Origin of the sequence: Methylobacterium sp. (assembly GCF_028290105.1) — a bacterium.
Lineage (GTDB): Bacteria > Pseudomonadota > Alphaproteobacteria > Rhizobiales > Beijerinckiaceae > Methylobacterium.
Genome location: NZ_JAQGKL010000187.1, coordinates 1 through 19158 on the forward strand (window position 1 = coordinate 1; position 19158 = coordinate 19158).

At 70.9% G+C, this 19158-nt stretch carries 23 protein-coding genes; 7 read left to right on the plus strand and 16 right to left on the minus strand.

Translation table 11 applies throughout. The features are described 5' to 3' along the window. Positions 1–153, plus strand: a 153-nt coding sequence (gene rpsO / locus JWQ05_RS13210) for a 30S ribosomal protein S15 (protein WP_299658989.1), incomplete at its 5' end; no start/stop codon positions are given. Between the two features lie 210 nt (positions 154–363). After that, on the plus strand, positions 364–2535 hold the full coding sequence (pnp, locus tag JWQ05_RS13215; protein WP_299658905.1) for a polyribonucleotide nucleotidyltransferase: 2172 nt from the start codon (positions 364–366) through the stop codon (positions 2533–2535). Positions 2536–2650: 115 nt separating this feature from the next. Here the strand turns inward: pnp and phnN are convergent, their stop codons facing one another. The 8 genes from phnN to phnG all read right to left on the minus strand — a co-directional run bounded on the left by phnN (position 2651) and on the right by phnG (position 8954). After that, positions 2651–3187: a phosphonate metabolism protein/1,5-bisphosphokinase (PRPP-forming) PhnN gene (gene phnN, locus JWQ05_RS13220; RefSeq protein WP_299658907.1), complete on the minus strand. Its 537-nt coding sequence runs from the start codon at positions 3185–3187 to the stop codon at positions 2651–2653. Further along, positions 3187–4329: an alpha-D-ribose 1-methylphosphonate 5-triphosphate diphosphatase gene (locus JWQ05_RS13225; protein WP_299658909.1), complete on the minus strand. Its 1143-nt coding sequence runs from the start codon at positions 4327–4329 to the stop codon at positions 3187–3189. The genes phnN and JWQ05_RS13225 overlap by 1 nt, the downstream gene beginning before the upstream one ends. A 61-nt stretch (positions 4330–4390) precedes the next feature. Then, on the minus strand, positions 4391–5095 hold the full coding sequence (gene phnL, locus JWQ05_RS13230) for a phosphonate C-P lyase system protein PhnL (RefSeq protein ID WP_299658991.1): 705 nt from the start codon (positions 5093–5095) through the stop codon (positions 4391–4393). Positions 5096–5106: 11 nt separating this feature from the next. After that, positions 5107–5895, minus strand: coding sequence for a phosphonate C-P lyase system protein PhnK (gene phnK, locus JWQ05_RS13235; RefSeq protein WP_299658911.1), 789 nt, complete (start codon positions 5893–5895; stop codon positions 5107–5109). Continuing rightward, positions 5892–6782 (minus strand): alpha-D-ribose 1-methylphosphonate 5-phosphate C-P-lyase PhnJ, encoded by an 891-nt coding sequence (locus tag JWQ05_RS13240; protein ID WP_299658913.1) that lies wholly within the window; start codon positions 6780–6782, stop codon positions 5892–5894. The genes phnK and JWQ05_RS13240 overlap by 4 nt, the downstream gene beginning before the upstream one ends. Further along, the gene (locus JWQ05_RS13245; RefSeq protein WP_299658915.1) at positions 6779–7894 is read right to left on the minus strand and encodes a carbon-phosphorus lyase complex subunit PhnI; all 1116 of its coding nucleotides are present in this window, start codon (positions 7892–7894) and stop codon (positions 6779–6781) included. Before JWQ05_RS13245 ends, JWQ05_RS13240 begins: the two co-directional genes overlap by 4 nt. A 2-nt stretch (positions 7895–7896) precedes the next feature. Further along, on the minus strand, positions 7897–8511 hold the full coding sequence (phnH, locus tag JWQ05_RS13250) for a phosphonate C-P lyase system protein PhnH (protein ID WP_299658917.1): 615 nt from the start codon (positions 8509–8511) through the stop codon (positions 7897–7899). Continuing rightward, positions 8511–8954 carry a phosphonate C-P lyase system protein PhnG gene (gene phnG, locus JWQ05_RS13255; protein WP_299658919.1) on the minus strand — a complete coding sequence of 148 codons (444 nt, stop codon included), beginning with the start codon at positions 8952–8954 and terminating at the stop codon, positions 8511–8513. Before phnG ends, phnH begins: the two co-directional genes overlap by 1 nt. Before the next feature lie 110 nt (positions 8955–9064). Between phnG and phnF the strand changes: the two genes are divergently transcribed. Further along, positions 9065–9811 (plus strand): phosphonate metabolism transcriptional regulator PhnF, encoded by a 747-nt coding sequence (phnF, locus tag JWQ05_RS13260; protein ID WP_299658921.1) that lies wholly within the window; start codon positions 9065–9067, stop codon positions 9809–9811. A gap of 151 nt (positions 9812–9962) precedes the next feature. Here the strand turns inward: phnF and JWQ05_RS13265 are convergent, their stop codons facing one another. The 7 genes from JWQ05_RS13265 to JWQ05_RS13295 form a co-directional block, all read right to left on the minus strand. Next, positions 9963–10457 carry a DUF3280 domain-containing protein gene (locus JWQ05_RS13265; RefSeq protein WP_299658924.1) on the minus strand — a complete coding sequence of 165 codons (495 nt, stop codon included), beginning with the start codon at positions 10455–10457 and terminating at the stop codon, positions 9963–9965. Between the two features lie 145 nt (positions 10458–10602). Further along, positions 10603–11484, minus strand: coding sequence for a phosphonate ABC transporter, permease protein PhnE (gene phnE, locus JWQ05_RS13270; RefSeq protein ID WP_299658993.1), 882 nt, complete (start codon positions 11482–11484; stop codon positions 10603–10605). A gap of 17 nt (positions 11485–11501) precedes the next feature. Then, positions 11502–12380 (minus strand): phosphonate ABC transporter, permease protein PhnE, encoded by an 879-nt coding sequence (gene phnE, locus JWQ05_RS13275; RefSeq protein ID WP_299658926.1) that lies wholly within the window; start codon positions 12378–12380, stop codon positions 11502–11504. 54 nt (positions 12381–12434) lie between these two features. Beyond that, complete coding sequence (phnD, locus tag JWQ05_RS13280) at positions 12435–13361, minus strand: phosphonate ABC transporter substrate-binding protein (RefSeq protein WP_299658928.1); 927 nt, start codon at positions 13359–13361, stop codon at positions 12435–12437. Positions 13362–13386: 25 nt separating this feature from the next. Next, positions 13387–14190 carry a phosphonate ABC transporter ATP-binding protein gene (gene phnC / locus JWQ05_RS13285; RefSeq protein ID WP_299658931.1) on the minus strand — a complete coding sequence of 268 codons (804 nt, stop codon included), beginning with the start codon at positions 14188–14190 and terminating at the stop codon, positions 13387–13389. 88 nt (positions 14191–14278) lie between these two features. Beyond that, on the minus strand, positions 14279–14908 hold the full coding sequence (locus tag JWQ05_RS13290) for a DapH/DapD/GlmU-related protein (protein WP_299658933.1): 630 nt from the start codon (positions 14906–14908) through the stop codon (positions 14279–14281). 58 nt (positions 14909–14966) lie between these two features. Further along, complete coding sequence (locus JWQ05_RS13295; RefSeq protein WP_299658935.1) at positions 14967–15632, minus strand: DUF1045 domain-containing protein; 666 nt, start codon at positions 15630–15632, stop codon at positions 14967–14969. Between the two features lie 161 nt (positions 15633–15793). On the opposite strand from JWQ05_RS13295, the gene JWQ05_RS13300 reads away from it, so the two are divergent. Both JWQ05_RS13300 and JWQ05_RS13305 read left to right on the plus strand, forming a co-directional pair. Next, positions 15794–16663: a DUF3108 domain-containing protein gene (locus JWQ05_RS13300; protein WP_299658937.1), complete on the plus strand. Its 870-nt coding sequence runs from the start codon at positions 15794–15796 to the stop codon at positions 16661–16663. 112 nt (positions 16664–16775) lie between these two features. Continuing rightward, positions 16776–16997, plus strand: a complete 222-nt coding sequence (locus JWQ05_RS13305) for a DUF2892 domain-containing protein (protein ID WP_299658939.1) — start codon at positions 16776–16778, stop codon at positions 16995–16997. Positions 16998–17110: 113 nt separating this feature from the next. Here the strand turns inward: JWQ05_RS13305 and JWQ05_RS13310 are convergent, their stop codons facing one another. Beyond that, positions 17111–17377, minus strand: a complete 267-nt coding sequence (locus JWQ05_RS13310) for a GlsB/YeaQ/YmgE family stress response membrane protein (protein WP_299658941.1) — start codon at positions 17375–17377, stop codon at positions 17111–17113. Between the two features lie 259 nt (positions 17378–17636). Between JWQ05_RS13310 and JWQ05_RS13315 the strand changes: the two genes are divergently transcribed. Next, positions 17637–18002 carry a RidA family protein gene (locus tag JWQ05_RS13315; RefSeq protein WP_299658995.1) on the plus strand — a complete coding sequence of 122 codons (366 nt, stop codon included), beginning with the start codon at positions 17637–17639 and terminating at the stop codon, positions 18000–18002. Next, positions 17999–19156: a polyamine ABC transporter substrate-binding protein gene (locus JWQ05_RS13320; RefSeq protein WP_299658943.1), complete on the plus strand. Its 1158-nt coding sequence runs from the start codon at positions 17999–18001 to the stop codon at positions 19154–19156. Before JWQ05_RS13315 ends, JWQ05_RS13320 begins: the two co-directional genes overlap by 4 nt. The last annotated feature ends 2 nt before the right edge of the window (positions 19157–19158 follow it).

Consider the following 19158-nt stretch of genomic DNA (forward strand, 5'->3'; position numbering starts at 1 on the left):
ACCGGCCACTTCAAGACCCACGGCAAGGACAACCATTCCCGCCGCGGCCTCCTGAAGATGGTCTCGCAGCGCCGCTCGCTGCTCGACTACGTCAAGCGCAAGGACGAGGCCCGCTACCGCAGCCTCATCGAGCGTCTCGGCATCCGCCGCTAAGACGCGGCGTCCACGCGGTTCCGGGCCCGGCCCGGAGCCGCGTTCTCACGATTCGGACTGCCGGAATGGGTCCGGCCTCCGAGAAGACCCGGGCGACTTGAAGGCGGATGCATCGGGGACAGGATCGCGCGGGGCGTTCGGATCGAACGCCCCGCGCCATCTTGCCCCCGGGCGCCGCCGGGTTCGCCCGACCGCAGGAAGGGTTGCAATATGTTCGACGTACAACGTGAAGAGCTGATGTGGGGCGACCGCAAGCTCGTCCTCGAGACGGGCAAGGTCGCCCGCCAGGCCGACGGCTCGGTGATGGCCACCTACGGCGAGACCTCGGTGCTCGCCACCGTCGTGTCCGGCAAGGAGCCCAAGGTGGGCATCGACTTCCTGCCGCTCACCGTGAACTACCAGGAGCGCGCCTACGCCGCCGGCCGCATCCCCGGCGGCTACTTCAAGCGCGAGGGCCGTCCCTCCGAGAAGGAGACCCTGGTCTCCCGCCTGATCGACCGTCCGATCCGCCCCCTCTTCGTCGAGGGCTGGCGCAACGACACCCAGGTCGTCGTCACCGTGCTGACCCACGACCTCGAGAACGATCCCGACGTGCTCGCGATGGTCGCGGCCTCCGCCGCCCTGACCCTGTCGGGCGTGCCCTTCATGGGCCCGATCGGCGCCGCCCGCGTCGGCTACGTCAACGGCCAGTACACCCTGAACCCGCACGTGGCCGACCTCGAGGCCTCGACCCTCGACCTCGTCGTCGCCGGCACGCAGGACGCCGTCCTGATGGTCGAGTCCGAGGCCAAGGAGCTCGGCGAAGACGTGATGCTCGGCGCCGTGATGTTCGGCCACAAGCACTTCCAGCCGGTGATCGAGGCGATCATTCGTCTCGCCGAGAAGGCCGCCAAGGAGCCCCGCAACTTCACCGCGCCCGAGAACGGCGACGTGGAAGCCGCCGTGCTCGAAGTCTGCGAGGCGGAACTCCGTCAGGCCTACAAGAACACGATCAAGCAGGAGCGCTATGCCGCCGTCGACGCCGTGAAGGCGAAGGTGGTCGCGGCGCTCTGCCCGGCGGAAGGCGAGCAGCGCTTCGCCCCCGAGAAGGTCAAGGCCGCGTTCAAGGAAGCGCAGTCCAAGGTCGTGCGCTGGAACATCCTCGACACGGGTTCACGCATCGACGGACGCGATGTCCGCACCGTGCGCCCGATCGAGTCCCAGGTCGGCGTGCTGCCGCGCGCCCACGGCTCCTCGCTGTTCACCCGCGGCGAGACCCAGGCCCTGGTCGTGGCCACGCTGGGCACCGGCGAGGACGAGCAGTTCATCGACGCGCTGGAAGGCACCTACAAGGAGACCTTCCTGCTGCACTACAACTTCCCCCCCTACTCGGTGGGCGAGACCGGCCGCATGGGTTCGCCCGGCCGCCGCGAGATCGGCCACGGCAAGCTCGCCTGGCGCGCCGTGCACCCCGTCCTGCCGCCGGCCCACGAGTTCCCGTACACGATCCGCGTCGTGTCCGAGATCACCGAGTCGAACGGCTCCTCCTCGATGGCCTCCGTCTGCGGCGCTTCGCTGTCGCTGATGGATGCGGGCGTGCCGCTCCGCCGTCCCGTGGCCGGCATCGCCATGGGCCTCATCCTCGAGGGTGAGCGCTACGCGGTCCTGTCCGACATCCTCGGCGACGAGGATCACCTGGGCGACATGGACTTCAAGGTGGCGGGCACGGAAGCCGGCATCACCTCGCTGCAGATGGACATCAAGATCGCGGGCATCACCGAGGAGATCATGAAGGTCGCCCTGCACCAGGCGCAGGAAGGCCGCGTGCACATCCTCGGCGAGATGTCGAAGGCGCTCACCGATGCCCGTCCGGAGCTCGGCGAGTACGCGCCGCGCATCGAGACCATGCAGATCCCCACCGACAAGATCCGGGAAGTGATCGGCACCGGCGGCAAGGTGATCCGCGAGATCGTCGAGAAGACCGGCGCCAAGATCAACATCGACGACACCGGCACGGTGAAGATCGCCTCCAGCGACGGCAAGGCCATCAAGGCCGCCTACAACTGGATCCGCTCGATCGTGGCGGAAGCCGAAGTCGGCATGATCTACGACGGCACGGTGGTGAAGTGCATGGAGTTCGGCGCCTTCGTGAACTTCTTCGGCGCCAAGGACGGCCTCGTCCACATCTCGGAACTCGCCGCCCAGCGCGTCGCCAAGGTGACGGACGTCGTCAAGGACGGCCAGAAGGTCAAGGTGAAGTTCCTCGGCGCCGACGACCGCGGCAAGATCCGCCTCTCCATGAAGGTCGTCGACCAGGAGACCGGCGAAGACCTCACCGAGAAGCTCAAGGCCGAGCGCAACGCCGAGCAGGACCGCGCCCGCGGACCCCGCCAGGAGGCGTAAGGCCCGTCCATCGGCGGGAACGCCGATGGACGAACGTTGAAGAGCGCGGTCCCGGCGGGGCCGCGCTTTTTTGTTGGGCTGTGGGAATCTTCGCGTCAGTCACCGCGTCCGGGGCTCAGGCGCCTCGCGCGCGCAGGTACGCCACGAGGCGGTCGGCCGCGCTCTCGGGGTCGGCGTCGTTCCAGATCGTGCACTCGGCCTCGATCGGAGCCTGACGCGCGAGGCGGGACCGCAGGTCCCCGTCCTCGGGGCGGCCCCGCGCGGCGAGGCGCTGCGCGAGGACCTCGGGCGAGGCCGTGACGGTGACGACGCCGACGCTGGGCAGGGTAAGGCGGGCTTGCGCGACGATGCGGCGCGAGACGTTGCAGACGACGACGTGTCCGGACTCGGCCTGCGCCAGGGTCTCGAAGGGAATCGCGTAGCCGAGGCCGTGCGCCCGCCAGTGCAGCGCGAAGGCCCCCGAGGCCACGCCCCCGGCGAACGTGGCCTCGTCGAGTTCGCGGTTGTCCTCGTGCGCGGAGGGCGCCCGGGTGACGAGCCGGCGCGGGAAGACGAAGCGGGGGTCGCCGGTCAGGCGCTTGCGCGCCAGCCGCAGCAGGGTGTCCTTGCCGGCCCCGCTCGGGCCGACGACGAGGACGAAGCCGCCCGCCATCACACCACCCGCTCGCCGGCGCGCCAGACCTGGCGCACCACCGGCACGCCTCGGGCGAGGCGCACGCGAACGAGATCGGCGCGCAGGCCCGGCTCCAGCCGCCCGCGATCGGTGAGGCCGGTGGCGCGGGCGGGGTTGGCGGTCACGGTGGCGATGGCGTCGGGCAGGGTGATGCCCGGCACCCGCTCCGGCAGGAGGAAGGCCGCCATCAGCAGGCTCGCCGGCACGTAATCCGAGGACAGGATGCGCAGGGTGCCGGCCTCCGCCAGGGTGTGGGCCGCGACGTTGCCGGAATGCGAGCCGCCCCGGATCAGGTTGGGGGCCCCCATCATCACGGTGATGCCGGCCGCGTGCGAGGCCTCGGCCGCCTCCAGGGTGGTGGGGAACTCGGCGAGCGCCACCGATTCCTCGCGCGAGAGCGCCACGTCGGCCAGCGTGGTGTCGTCGTGGCTGGCCAGTGGAATCCCGCGTTCGCGTGCCAGCGCGACGAGGACGGGCCGGTTCACCGCGTTGAGGGCGCGGCCGTCGCGCATCTTGCGCTCGGTGCTGAGCTTGATCTCCTCCAGCGAGCGGCCGCCGCGCCCGGCATAGACGTAGTACTTGGCCACATCCCGGAACTGACGCTGGCCCGGCGTGTGGTCCATCAGCGACAGGAGCCCGATGGTGTAGCGCTCGGCGAACGCCCGCACGGTGTCGACCACGTCGGGGCTAGGGATCTCGCAGCGCAGGTGCGTGCGGTGCTCGGCCCGGAACAGGTTCGCCCCCTGCGCCTCCGCCAGGGCGGCGGCGAGGAGTTCCAGTTCGGTGCCGAGGCCGCTGCCGTCCGGGTCGGTGCCGGCGCGAAGCGAATCGAACACCGTGGTGATGCCGGAGGCCGCGATCTGCGCGTCGTAGGCCAGCACCGCCCCGAGGGGGTGCCAGCGCACGCCGGGGCGCGGCGCGTAGTGGCTCTCGAGGTGGTCGGTGTGGAGTTCGACGAGCCCGGGGACGAGGGTGTCGCCGCCGCAATCGAGGCCGCGCTCGGGGGCGGTGCCGGTGCCGATCTCGGCGATGCGCCCGTCGACCACGGCGAGCCAGCCGGTCTCGACCCGGTCGGGGCGCACCAGGCGCGCGTTCTCGAGGATCTCGACCCGGTCCGTCATGCGGCGTGCTCCCAATTGTTGCTCGGCCAGTTCATGGCTGCCCGGTTCATGGCTGCCCGGTTCATGCCGCCATCGCCCCGCGAAAGGCCGCGACGTCGACGATGCGCGTCGCCACCGCCTCGCGGACATCCGCGTCGTGGAAGATGCCGAGGATGCCGGCGCCCGCCGCGCGCTTCTCGGCGATGAGGTCCACCACCACGGCCCGGTTCCGGGCATCCAGCGACGCGGTGGGCTCGTCGAGGAGCAGGATGGGGCGGTCGGCGATGAGCCCGCGCGCGATGTTCACCCGCTGCTGCTCGCCTCCCGAGAAGGTGGCGGGCGGCAGCGCCCACAGGCGCTCGGGCAGGTTGAGGCGCGCCAGCAGGTCGCCCGCGCGGGCATGGGCGACCTCCGGTTCCAGGCCCCCCTCGATGCCGGCGGCCTCCACCACGGCACGGGCGCCGACGCGGGGGATCACCCGCAGGAACTGCGAGACGTAGGCCAGCGTGGTGCGGCGCAGGCGCAGGATCTCGCGGGGGGCCGCGGCGGCGAGATCGATGGTCCGGTCGCCGTCGCGGACCCGGATGGCGCCCGTGGCGCAACGGTAATTGCCGTAGGCCATCTTGAGGAGCGAGGACTTGCCCGCCCCCGAGGCGCCGCCGAGCACGACGCACTCGCCGGGATGGACCGCCAGCGTCGCTCCCGCGATGACGGGGAGTACCGCCCCGCCGCGCAGGTGCAGGGTGAAGCTCTTGGCGACGTCCTGGAAGGCGAGCAGGGGCATCATGGGGGGCGGTGTCATGCGGCGAGGACCGAGGAGACGAGGAGCTGGGTGTAGGCGGCCTGCGGGTCGTCGAGGACCTGGTCGGTGAGGCCGGTCTCGATCACCCGGCCGCCGCGCATCACCAGGACGCGGTGCGAGAGCAGGCGCGCCACGGCGAGATCGTGGGTGACGATGATCACGGCGAGACCCAGTTCGGCCACCAGCCCCCGGATCATGTCGAGGAGGCGGGCCTGGACCGAGACGTCGAGGCCCGAGGTCGGCTCGTCCATCAGCACGAGGCGTGGCGATGTGACGAGGTTGCGGGCGATCTGCAGGCGCTGGCGCATGCCGCCGGAAAACCGCGTCGGCGGATCGTCGACCCGGTCGGGCGCGATCTCCACGCGGGCGAGCCAGTCGAGGGCGGTGGCGCGGATGCGGCCGTAATGGCGGTCGCCGATTCCCATCAGGCGCTCGCCGACATTGCCCCCGGCCGAGACGGCCATGCGCAGCCCTTGCGTCGCGTCCTGGCGCACGAAACCCCAGTCGGTGCGCATCAGGGCCCGGCGCTCGGCCTCGCTCAGGGCGGCGAGGTCGCGGGTGGCGCCGTCGCGCATGCGGTAGGAGACGCAGCCCGCATCGGCCGCGACCTCGCCCGCGATCAGCGAGAGCAGGGTCGACTTGCCGGAGCCGGATTCGCCGACCACCGCCAGCACCTCGCCGGGATCGAGGGAAACGTCGATCCGGTCGCAGGCGAGGCGCCGGCCGTAGCGCTTGGTCAGGCCGCTGACCGTGAGCAGCGGCTCGGTCGTCGGAAATTCGCTCATGCGGCCTCCCCCGTGTGGCCATCGGCGCGGCGGGTCTCGCAATGGTCGGTGTCCGAGCAGACGAACATCCGGCCGCCGGCATCGTCCAGCACCACCTCGTCGAGGTAGATGGCGCGCGCCCCGCAGAGGGCGCAGGGGCGCTCGAAGCTCTGGACCCGGAAGGGGTGGTCCTCGAAGTCGAGGCTGCGCACCCGCGTGTAGGGCGGGATCGCGTAGATGCGCTTCTCGCGGCCCGCGCCGAAGAGCTGGAGCGCGGGGCAATCGTCCATCTTCGGGTTGTCGAATTTCGGGGTGGGCGAGGGGTCCATCACGTAGCGGCCGGCCACCTCCACCGGGTAGGCGTAGGTGGTGGCGATGTGGCCGTGGCGGGCGATGTCCTCGTAGAGCTTGACGTGCATCAGGCCGTATTCGGCGAGCGCGTGGAGCTGGCGCGTCTCGGTCTCGCGCGGCTCGAGGAAGCGCAGGGGTTCGGGGATCGGCACCTGGTAGACGAGCACCTGCCCCTCGGACAGCGGCGCCTCCGGGATGCGGTGGCGGGTCTGGATCACGCTCGCCTCCGCCGTCCGGGTCGTGGTGGCGATGCCCGCCGTGGCGGTGAAGAAGCGGCGGATCGAGACCGCGTTGGTGGTGTCGTCGGCGCCCTGGTCGATGACCTTGAGCACGTCCGACGCCCCCAGGATCGCGGCCGTGACCTGCACCCCGCCGGTTCCCCAGCCATAGGGCATCGGCATCTCGCGGGCGGCGAAGGGCACTTGGTAGCCGGGGATCGCGATGGCCTTCAGGATGGCCCGGCGGATCATCCGCTTCGTGCCTTCGTCGAGATAGGCGAAGTTGTAGCCGCTGCCGGCGGAGACCGTGATGTCCGGGTTCGTCGCTTGCGCGTTCATTCGGCGGCCTCCCGCAGGATGGGTTCTTCGGGCTCGGCGGCGCGTGCCGCGTGCTCGGCGCGCAGCCGCCGGACGAGGTCGAGCTCGGCCTGGAAGTCGACGTAGTGCGGCAGCTTCATGTGCTCGACGAAGCCCGTCGCCTGCAGGCTGTCGCAATGGGCCAGCACGAATTCCTGGTCCTGGGCGGGGACCACCACGGCCTCGCCGAGTTCCGCCGCGCGCAGGGAGCGGTCGACGAGCGCCATGGCCATGGCCTTGCGCTCGCCCTGGCCGAAGACCAGGCCGTAGCCCCGGGTGAATTGCGGCGGCACCGGGCCGTTCCCGTGGAACTGGTTGATCATCTGGCACTCGGTCATGTCCACCGCACCGAGGCCGACGGGAAAGCCGAGTTCCTCCGGTGTGATGTCGAGCTCCACCGCGCCGACCCGGATCTCGCCCACGAAGGGGTGGGTGCGGCCGTAGCCGCGCTGCGTCGAGTAGCCGAGCGCCAGGATGAAGCCCTCGTCGCCGCGCGCCAGCGCCTGGAGACGCAGGGCCCGGTCGGCCGGGTAATCCACCGGCTCGCGGGTGAGGTCGCCGACCGGCGCGCCCAGATCCTCCGGCGAGGGTTCGAGCAGGCCGGCCTGGCCGAGGAGGTCCGTGACGCGCGGGCAGGCGGCGGCATCGGCGGCCGGCTCGGCCTCGGCGGCGGGCGCGGGGAGGGTCCCGTCGCCCAGGGAAAAGTCCACGAGGCGGTGGGTGTAGTCGAAGGTCGGGCCGAGCACCTGTCCGCCGGGCAGGTCCTTGAAGGTGGCGGAGATCCGGCGGCTCAGGGTCATCGCACCGGTATCGACGGGCTCCGTCGCGCCGAAGCGCGGCAGCGTGGTGCGGTAGGCGCGCACCAGGAACACCGCCTCGACCACGTCGCCGCGCGCCTGCTTCAGGGCGAGGGCGGCCAGATCGGGGTCGTAGAGCGAGCCCTCGGTCATCACCCGGTCGACGAGGAGGCGCATCTGCTCGCGGATCTGCGCCACGGTCAGATCGGGCACGGCCGGGTCGCCGCGCCGGGCCTCGGCGAGCAGCCGGTGGGCGTTGTCGATGGCGGCCTCGCCACCCTTCACGGCGACATACATGATCAGGCCTCCGGGATGAGCGGACGGGCGGAGCGGGGCAGCGCAGCGAGCTGTCCGGGCGCGGCGAACAGGAGGTCGATCCCTTGCGGGAAGCCGGCGTGGTTGCGAACCAGCCGCGAGGGCCAGTCCGCAGGCAGGGGCGCCGCGTCGAGGCGCGCCGTCCCCCGGATGCCCGGCCCTTCGAAGGCGAGGCCCGTCCCGTCCGACAGGGTCGCGACGGCGAGGATCAGGGTGGCGGAGGCGTCCGGATAGGCGAGGGAGCCTTGGGCGAACGCGGTGAAGGCCGGGCAGCGGGCGGGGTCGGCGATCAGCGCGAAGGCCGCCCGCCCCGGCTCGTCCACGATCGGCGCCCCGGTGTGGAAGCGCAGGAAGGCCGCGACCGCCGGGTTCGCGCCCAAGGGAGCGTCGAGCCAGACCGGCGTGTCGGCATCGGTCAGCGCCAGCGCAAGGGCGGCGAGTTCGGGCGTGAGCGGGGCAGGGGGCGCCAGGGCGGTGACGAGGGGGCGCAGGCGGCCGGGCCGGCTCAGGGCCTCCATCACGGCGCGGAACACCGCCTGCCCCTCGTGTACGGGGTCGGCGAAGCCGCGGGCGAGGGGTTGAGCGTGAGCTTGGGCCATCAATCCTCTCCCCGGGCCAGGGTGAAGAAGTTCACCCGCGTCGCCGCGACCTTACGGGCGGCGAGGGCCGCCGCGTGCGCCCGGCGCTCGGCGATTCCCGCCAGCGCCGCATCGAGGGCGGGCCGCGCCTCCGGGCGCTGCCAATGGGCGTCGAGGATGGCGGCGAGGCGGGCCCGCGTCCGGTCACGGCCGAGATGGTAGGCGAACCCCGTCTCGCCGCCGGGCAGGCGCACCGCCGCCCGGGTCACCGTGGCCTCGCCGGCATTGAAGGGCCGGCCGTCGCCGCCGATGCGCCCGCGCACCATGACGAGGCCGGTCTCCGGCGCGCGCAGATCCTCCGCCTCGGGCGCGACGCCCGCCTGCGCCAAGGCCGCGCGCAATTCGCTCTCCGTCGCAGCGCCCGCCCGCGCCATCGCGCGCCGGCGCATCGCTAGGTCTGGCATCCCGGGATCAGGTGGTGTTTGGCTGGCGCTCGGCATCGGGGCCTCTCTTCCAACATGTCTATATGTATAGACATGTGGATCGGCTGGCACAAGGGATTTTCGATCACGTCATGCAGGATGCGAACGACACGGGCGTGACGTCCCTCCAGCGCGGGGGCGGCCTCGCCGCCTGGCGCCAGATCGCGGATGCGCTGGCCCAGGCGATCCGCAGCGGGGAATTCGCCGCCGGGGCGCAGCTTCCCGCCGAATCCGCGCTGGCCGCGCGCTTCGGCGTGAACCGGCACACGGTGCGCCGGGCGCTGGGCGTGCTGGCCGAGGGCGGGCTGGTGCGGACGTCCCAGGGCAAGGGCACCTTCGTGGAGCAGGGGCCGCTCACCTACCCGATCGGGCCCCGCACCCGGTTCTCCGAGATCGTCTCGCGGGCCGGCCGCGAGGCCTGGGGCGACCTCGTCTCGTCCGCCGCCGTGCCGGCGGATGCCGAGTGGGCGGAGGCCCTGGGGCTCGCCCCCGGCGCGCCCATCCTCGAACTCCTGACGCGCCACCTGGCCGACGGCGCCCCGATCTCGACGGCACGGACCTGCCTGCCGCTGCCGCGATTCGCCGGCTTCGACGCCGCCTACGCCGCCTGCGGCTCGATCACCCGCGCCTATGCGCAGTTCGGGGTCGCCGACTACACCCGGCTCTCGACGCGGATCGGCGCGCGCCCCGCCACGGTGGCGGAGGCCGGGCGCCTCGACATCGCCCCGGGGCGCACCCTGATCGCGCTGACCAGCGTGAACGTGGACGGGGCGGGCCAGCGCATCCAGGCCACCCGCAGCCTGTTCGCCGCCGACCGGGTGGAGCTGGTGGTCGAGTGATCGACCTTGACCGACGTGTCGACACGCGGCCACCGGGCGAGGGCTGTCCCCGGACGGTCAGCGCGCATCGCCAATCTCCAGGCGGCCTCCCGACAGATCGAAGATCCGGCGTCCGGACACGGCGGCGGCAAGGACAGGCCGTCGACCGATCCTATGGCTTGGACGCCATGTTGTTCTTGACGAGATATCGGATGCCGCGATCAAAGGAGACGTCGTTGTCGCCCCTGATGTCGACGCTGTAAGCCTGCTCGGGCTTGTCGCTCCTGAGATCCTTGACATAGACGTTGATGTTCAGGATCAGATTGGAGACTTTCTGTATTTCACCCGTGATGGCGACGTCCGCACCGAGTGTCTTCGCGTATTCCTCGGCACAGCCGTTGCAGTTGCGCAGGCCCGGCCCCTTGGTGACCCGTTCCCTGACGGGGTCCGTCGACACGATGGAATAATGCCCGCTCTCCGACAGCAGCGAACGAAGCTGGTCGCTGAGCGGCTTCAGGCGTGCCGTGTCGGCATCGGTCGGCCCCTGGATCCCAAGGTTCGCAAGCTGAAAGTCGAAGACCGCAGCTTTCGGCGGTTCCGCACGCGCTCCGCTCATCGTTGTCAGCAGGGCGCTGATAGAAAATATCAGCATGCGAAATGTCTTCATCGGCGTTCCCTCGAGGTATTCATCCCTCAGGCTAACGCGCGTTACGGCGGATCGGCCATTTTCGCACGATATTCTATTTCGAAAAACGCCCCCTTATCCCGCTGACCATCGGCAAACATTTGCCCCCGGCACGCATGGCGGCCCCTCACACGTTCAAGCCGATCAGGTTCCGGCCCTGGCGCGAGGCGCCGCCGATCAGCGCCCGGCGCAGGCGGGTGGAGACGGCATCGATGGCCGCCACGGTCACCAGGATCATCAGGATCAGGAAGGCGACCTGGCGCAGTTCGAGGACGCGGATCAGTTCGGTGAGGTATTGGCCGATGCCGCCCGCGCCGACGATGCCGATGATGGTGGCCGAGCGGGTGTTCGACTCGAAGAAGTACAGCACCTGGCTGCCGAGCACCGGCAGCACCGCCGGGATGAGGCCGAAGCGGATGCGGTGCAGTTCGGCGCCGCCCGACGCGGAGACGCCCTCGCCGGCCTTGGCGTCCACGGTCTCGACGGCCTCCGAGAACAGCTTGCCCAGCGCCCCGAAATCCGCGCAGGCGATGGCGAGCGCCCCCGCGAAGGGGCCGAGCCCGACGACGTTGATCCAGATCAGCGCCCAGATCAGCACGTCGACGGAGCGCATCACGTCGAGGCCGCGGCGGAGGGTGAAGTGGACGAAGGGGTTCGGCACCACGTTGCGGGCGGCGAGGAACGCCATCGGAAAGGCAAGCAGCGCCGCCGCGAGGGTGCCGATGAAGGCGATGCCGAGGGTCTCGGCCAGCGCCCGCAGGAAGGTCCAGGCCTGCCCGGCGGGATCGGGCGGCAGCAGCATCAGGCTGAATTCGCCGAGCCGCCCGAGGCCGGCGAGGAGGCGGATCACGGAGAAGTCGAGCCGCACCATCGCGTCGCCCGCCAGCGCGAGGAGGCCGGCGACCGCGAGGCCGGCCAGGAGGCGAGGCCCCCGGGCCGACCGGAAGGCCCCGGGGTAGCGCTGGCGCAGAGCCGCGATCTCGGCCGGATTCAGGTCGCGGGGCGTCATCGCAGGCTCGCGGGGCGTCATCGCAGGCCTCCGAGGAGGTGATGGCGCAGGCGCTCGGTCCCGAGGTCGATCGCCATCACGGTGAGGATGATCAGGACCAGGATCGCGCTGACATCGGCGTAGTAGAAGTTGCGGATCGCCACGAGGAGTTCCTGCCCGATCCCGCCGGCGCCGACGAAACCCATCACGCCCGCGCCCCGCACGTTGATCTCGAAGCGCAGCAGCCCGTAGGAGACGAAGTTCGAGAGCACCTGGGGCAGCACGGCAAAACGCAGGGTCTCGATCCGGCCGGCACCCGCGGCGGTGAGGCTCTCCACCGGCTTCATGTCGATGTTCTCGACCACCTCGGCAAACAGCTTGCCGAGCGCCCCCGTGGTGTGGATCGCCAGCGCCAGCACCCCCACCATCGGCCCGAGGCCGAAGGCGATGACGAAGATCAGCGCGAACACGATCTCCGGCACCGTTCGGCAGAATTCGAGGGCGCGCCGGACGAGGAAGCATCCGGCCCGGCTGCGCGCCACGTTGCCGGCGGCGGCAAAGCACAGGAGAAAGCCGCCGATGGCCCCGAGCAGGGTGCCGAGATAGGCCATCAGGAGGGTCTCGCCGAGGAGCGCGAGCCATTTCGGCCAACCCCAGTACCATTCGGCGAGGTCGCCCCCGAGGTTCCCGAGGCTCAGGGCCGGCAGGATCTGGGCAAGGTAGTCCGTGAACTTCCCGATGTTGCCCGCCAGGACCCAGGGGCGCACCTCGGCGGCCTTCGCGGCGAGCCCCGTGAGGACGACGAGCACCGCGAGGCCGGCCCAGACCCGCCGCCGGCTCGCCGCGACGGCGCCGTCATAGGCCTGCGCCAGGGCGGCGGCGCGGTCGGGGGGCAGGGGCGTGATGGGCTTGACCATGAGCATCGGTCGACGAAGGCCCCGGGGGTGCTGCGCGGATCGGGACTTGTGATTTTACGACTTGCGTCGCTGGTCGTCGTTGAACTTCAGCATCTCGATGACCGGCTGGTAGTCCTTCAAGGTCACAGGGTTGAGGCCGAGGTCCTTGCCGTCGGAGAGCCGGTCGAAGGCCGCCTTGTCGGCCTTCGGCAGGTCCACCAGGGCTTGGCGGACCTTCGCCTTCAGGTCGTCGGGCAGGCTCGCCAGCATGGCGAAGGGGCCCTCGGGCAGGAAGTCCGACTTGAACACCACGCGGAAATCGGCCTGGCTCATCGCCGTGCCGTCGGGCTTCTTGAGCATGCCCTTGGCGGCCATGCGGGTGACCATGGTGTCGGTGTCGGTGTTGTAGAGGTTGGCGGCGGCGTCCACCGTGCCCTGGACGAGGGCGAGGACGGCGTTCTCGTGGCTGCCGGCATAGACGGTCTTGCCGAAGAACGCGTCCACCGGGTGGCCGGCCTTGTGCAGGAAGAAGCGCGGCGCCTGGTTGCCGGAGGTGGAGTTCGGGTCGACCAGGGCGAGGTTCCTGCCCTTCAGGTCCGCGATCGTCTTGTACGGGCTGTCGGCGCGCACGTAGATCACCGAATAGTAGCCCGAGGCGCCGGTGTCGTGCGTCTGGTTGACGATGGGCTCGACCTTGACGCCGGTCATCACCGCGCGGGCGAAGGAGGCGGGGCCGTAGAAGGCGAGCTGGGCGTTGCCGGCGCGCTGGCTCTCGATCACCGCGGCGTAGTCGTTGGCGATGCGCAGCTTGACCGGCACGCCGAGGCTCCGGGTCAGGTAGGCGGTGAGCGGCGCGTAGCGGTCGCTCGTGCCGGAGGCGTTCTCCGCCGGGATCACCGCAAGGGTCAGCTCCGGATAGGCCGCCTTCCAGTCCTGCGCGGCGGCGGGCAGGGCGAGGAGAGCGAGCGCGAGGGCGCCGGCGAGGGTACGACGGTTCAGCATGGGGTTCTCCCGAAGGCGAGACGGATCAGGCGACGAGGGCGGTGGGGTAGGCCTTGACGACGGGTGCGGGCGCGGGCGCGTCGAGCACCTCGCCGGCCTCGAGCCCATAGAGCCGGCGGGCGACGTCCTCGGTCAGCTCGGCCGGCGCGCCGTCGAACACGAGGCGCCCGTCGGCGAGGCCGATCAGGCGGTCGCAGTAGCCGCGGGCCAGATCCAGGGAATGCAGGTTGCACAGCACGGTGATGCCGTGGCGCCGGTTGGCCTCGGCCAGCGCGTCCATGACGATCCGGGTGTTGCGCGGATCGAGGGAGGCCACGGGTTCGTCGGCCAGGATGAGGTCGGGAGCCTGCATCATCGCCCGCGCGATGGCGACGCGCTGCTGCTGGCCGCCGGAGAGCTGGTCGGCCCGGTGGCCGGCAAAATCGCCCATGCCGAACTCGTCGAGGGCGGCGAGCGCCAGGGCGCGCTCATGCTCCGACCAGAGCTTGAGGAGCGAGCGGTGCCTGGGCACCTCCGAGAGGCGCCCCATCAGGACGTTGCTCAGGACGTCGAGGCGGCCGACGAGGTGGAACTGCTGGAAGATCATGGCGCAGCGGGCCCGCCAGCGCCGCAGGTCGCGGCCACGCAGGGCCGTGACGTCGAGGCCGTCGAACAGGATGCGCCCGCCCGTCGGTTCGGCGAGGCGGTTGATCATCCGCAGCAGGGTCGACTTGCCCGCGCCCGAGCGCCCGATGACACCCACGAAGCGGCCGCGCGGGATGGCGAGGGAGACGCCGTCCACCGCACAGCGATCACCGTAGCGACGGCTCAGATCTTCGAGAACCAGCATGAGACTGTCCGGCAGGAGCGATGAGCCACGGTAAACCCGCCCCGCGCGACAGAAGAATGACAGTTGTCCGGCTAATGATGAGCCGGCACTATTGTGCTTGCGCTTCGTAACGTTCGAGAAATGCCTCGATTTGCAGAGAGCGGAAATCCGGCAGAGCCTGGCGCAGGCGGTCGTGGTCCCAGTTCCACCAGGCTAGGGCCTGCAGGCGCTCGGCGATGAGCTCGGGGAAGCGCCGGCGCACCACGCGGCCGGGATTGCCGACCACGATGGTGTAGGGCGCGACATCCCGGGTCAGGATCGTGCCCGCGCCCACCACCGCGCCGGTGCCCACCGTGCGGCCGGGCAGGATGACGGCGCCGTGGCCGATCCAGACGTCGTGGCCGATGCGGACGGGCAGGGCCCGGCGCCGGGCGAAGAAGGCGGGCTCGTCCGCCTCCCCCGGCCAGTAGGCACTGGCGCGGTAGCTGAAGTGGGATTGCGAGGCCCGCTCCATCGGGTGGTTGCCGGGGTTGATCCGGACGTGCGAGGCGATGGAGCAGAACTTGCCGATACGGGTGTAGTTCGCCTGCCCGTCCTCGACGATGTAGGAATAATCGTCGAGCACCGTCTCGCTCAGCCGCGTGCGCGCGCCGACCTCCGTGTAACGGCCGAGGCGGCATTCCGAGACCTGGGCGGTGGGGTGGACGGCCGGTTCGAGGCCGAGGCGGTCGGACACCATCGCGTGCTCCTCACGGTTGGCAGGGATCAGGGCCGGCGGGGATCGAGGCTGGAAGGGATCAGGGCCGGAAGGGAATGCGGCGCAGGAGGCGGAAAGGCCCGGCGTCCTCCTGGATCACCAGGCTCACCGCGTCGATGGCGAGGTCCGGCAGGTCCGCGGCGGCCTCCGCCAGCAGGGGCAGGAACGCCTCGCGGTCCTCCGGGGCGAGGCGGCCGGTCAGCGTCATGTGGAACCGGAACGCCTCGAAGACGTGCGGATATCCCCAGCGCTCCAGTAGCGCCCGCCCGCGCGGGTCGAGCCGCTCGGGGCGGCGCTTGGCGCGTTCCGCCTCGCTGAGCGGCGCGCGCAAGGGATCGAGGGCGGCCACGCACTCGGCGGCCAGGAGGCCGAGGGCGGGCGGCGGCGCCTCCGGCACCAGGGCGACGAAATCGCCGAGAGCCGCGACGCGCAGACGCCCGACGGGGATGGGGGCCCGGTGCGCCGCCAGATCCCCGATGGCGGCGAGGAGGTCGGCCTGCGTCACCCCCGTCCTCAGGCGCATCGGCGCCTTCAGGGTGGCGTGGAAGCCGTAGACGCGCGGCTCCTCGGTGTTGGCGGCAAGGAAGGCCCGAAGCGCCCCCGGGCCGGGCAGGTGGCCCGCGCCGAGGATCGCCTCCCCGAAGGCGGCCAGGGCCGACCCCGGCGCCGGGGTGAAGTACAGGGCGTAGCGGGCGGGGCGGTCCACGATGGGTCTGTTCTCGTCGCGCGGGGTGCCGAAGCGCTCATAGGTGGCGGACCCGACGCTGATATGACAAGCGCGTTCTGGAACGGAGCCTGCCGGGTGCAGGACATGATGAGCCGGGGCGGCCGCCCCGGCTTCCGGCGTCACACGCGGCGAGGTCAGGCATGAGGGTGGTGTCCGGTCGCAGGCGCGGGATGCCCGTGGCGCTGGCGCTCGTCGGGCTCCTGTCCGGCGCTCCCGCCGCGAACGCCGCCGGGGACGCGCCCACGCGCCGCTTCACCGTCGCCTACGGCCTGAGCTTCCTGAACCTGCGGGTCGGGGAGGCGACGCTCGCCGTCGAGCGGGCGGGCGAGCGCTACGCCCTCGAACTCGAGGCGGGCCTGCGCGGGCTGGCGGGCTTCTTCCTCGACGGCGCGGGCAAGGCCACGGTCGCGGGGTCGACCGCGCGCGGCGGGGCGGCCACGTTCCGGGTCGACAGCCGCTATGCCGGCAAGCCGGTCGCCGTTTCGCTGGAGCTTGCCGGCGGGCGCGTGCGCAGCACCATGGTCGAGCCGCCCCCGACGCCGCGCCCGGACCGCGTCCCCGTGGCGCCGGACGACCTGATCGGCGTGGTCGACCCCCTGACCATGCTGACGATTTCCCTGAAGACCTCCGCCCTGGAGGCGGCCCTCTGCGACCGGCGCATCGCCGTCTTCGACGGGGCGATGCGGGCCGACCTGATGCTGTCGCGCGGGAGCGTGGTCGAGGTCACGGAGGGTGCCTATCGCGGCCCGGCCCTGGATTGCCGGGTGCGCTGGGTGCCGGTCTCGGGACACCGGGCGCAAGGCGCCAACGTCCGCCGCATGGCCGAGAACGACGACCTGCGCGTGCGCTTCGCGCCGATCCTCGACGGCACGCTCCTGCTGCCCGTCTCCATCTCGGTGGCCACCGGCTGGGGCACGGTGCGGATCGAGGCGACGCGCTGGGGCGGAGAGGCGCCGGCCGCGCCAGAGCAGGGGGCCAACGTCAAGGTCCGGCTGCCGAACGAGCGGTAGGTGCTAAGGGGTGGATCTGCGCGTGCCGCGCAGCACCGCATCCGCTCGGCACCGTGGAACGCCCTCACCTCCGCCGCGTTCGCCCCGCGACGCAGCATAGGAGACGCCAGCCATGGCCAATGCGATGATCCAGGACATCTTCAGCGGAACCCCGAACCTGACCACCACGGAACGCGCCGTCTCGGTGGTGCTCGGGCTCGGCATCGCCGCCGCCGCCGCGCAGCCGCGCCCCAACAAGTGGCTGAGCCTCGCCGCCCTCGTGGTCGGTGCCGGCCTGGCGATCCGCGGCGCCACCGGCCACTGCGCCGTGAAGGCCGTGACGCACGACGCCTGATCCGGGCCAAGCCCGGTGCCCTCCGGCATCGGGCGTTTCGATCATCGAAAGCAATAAAAAAGGGCGCCTCGACGAGGCGCCCTTCTTCGTCAGGTCCGGACCGTGTCCGACCTTCAGAGAACGGTGGTCGAGCGGCGGCCCTGGATGAAGCCGTAGATCGCCAGCACGACGATGGCACCGACGACGGCGCCGATGAGGCCCGCGCCCTGGTTCGGTCCGTACCAGCCGAGCGCCTGGCCGAGGAAGGTGGCGACGAAGGCGCCGATGATGCCGAGGATCGTCGTGAGAATGAAGCCCGACGGCTCGTTGTTACCCGGCATGATGAACTTGGCGATGAGACCGGCGACGAAGCCGATGATGATGGTCCAGATGATACCCATGAGCTGATCCTCGAACGTGGCCGAACCGGCCGGCCTTGTAGCCTTGGCCTTTGCGCCTGCGGGGAGAACGCCGCATCCGTGGGATGAGTTGCGCTGCAAGAGGCGACTTTGTCGCGTGGCACCCGAACGATCGCCGTCCGGGAACACGGGAACCCGTCCCCCTTTACGGTTGGGGCTTCGGCGCGGCACAACGCTTGCCCCGAGCCCGGGCGCCATGGGGGCGCCCGATCCGGCCCGCGACAAGGCACGATTCCCGACCATGACGATCCAGCGCTTCGAATCCGGTCCGCGCATGAGCCAGGCCGTCACCTACGGCGACATGGTCTACCTCGCGGGCCAGGTCGCCGGCACCGTGGTGGGCGCCGGCGTCACCGCGCAGACGCAGGAGATCCTCGGCGAGATCGACCGCCTGCTGGCGGCCGCCGGCACCGACAAGAGCCGCATCCTCACCGCCACCATCTATCTGGCCGACATCGCCACCTTCGCCGAGATGAACGCGGCCTGGGACGCCTGGGTGGCCAAGGACAACCCGCCGGCCCGCGCCACGGTGGAGGCCAAGCTCGCCGCCCCCGAATACCGGGTCGAGATCGTGGTGGTGGCGGCCAAGGGACACGCCACGGCATGAGGACACGCAAAGGCATGATGGGGGCCGGCACCCGCCGCGCCCTCCTGTCCGGGGGGCTGATCGCCGGGGCGCTCGCCGCCCTGGTGCTCGGCCCTTCGGCGCGGGCGCAAGGCTCCGCGCCGAAGGGCGAGCGCGTCGTCAACATCTACAACTGGTCGGACTACATCGACCCCAAGGTGCTGGAGGCCTTCACGAAGGAAACCGGCATCAAGGTCGTCTACGACACCTACGACAACAACGAGATCCTGGAGACGAAGCTGCTCGCCGGGCGCTCGGGCTACGACGTGGTGGCGCCCTCGGGACCGTTCCTGCAGCGGCTGATCCGGGCGGGCGTGTTCCAGCCCCTCGACAAGGCGAAGGTCCCCAACCTCGTCCATGCCTGGCCGGAGATCGCGGCGCGGCTGGCCACCTACGACCCCGGCAACACCTACGCCGTGGACTACATGTGGGGCACCACCGGCATCGGCGTGAATCTCGGCCTCGTGCGCGAGCGCCTGGGCGCCGGCCAGCCCCTCAACACGTGGAGCCTCGTCCTCACTCCGGGCCTGATGGCCAAGCTCAAGGATTGCGGGGTGATGCTGCTCGATTCGCCCGAGGACCTGATCCCCAGCATGCTGCCGTTCTACGGCTTCAAGCCGGATTCCAAGCGCTGGGACGACATCACCCAGGTCACCGACGCCCTGTTCAAGGTGCGGGGCTCGGTGCGCAAGTTCCACTCCTCGGAATACATCAACGGGCTCGCCAACGGCGATCTGTGCCTCGCGGTGGGCTATTCCGGCGACGTGATGCAGGCGAAAAAACGCGCCGATGAGGCCAAGAACGGCATCGAGATCGCCTATGTGGTCCCGCGCGAGGGTGCGCTGATGTGGTTCGACGCCCTCGCGATCCCCAAGGACGCCCCCCACGCGGCCGAAGCCCACGCCTTCCTCGACTACATGATGCGGCCCGAGGTGGCGGCGGCCAACACCAACTTCGTCTCCTATGCCAGCGGCAACGGCGCGGCCAAGAAGTTCGTGAAGCCCGAGATCCTGGCCAATACCGGCATCTACCCGGACGAGGCGACGATGCAGCGCCTCTCCAGCAACACCGCCTGGGACGACCGCACCCAGCGCTTCGTCACCCGCAGCTGGACGCGGGTGCGCACCGGGCGCTGACG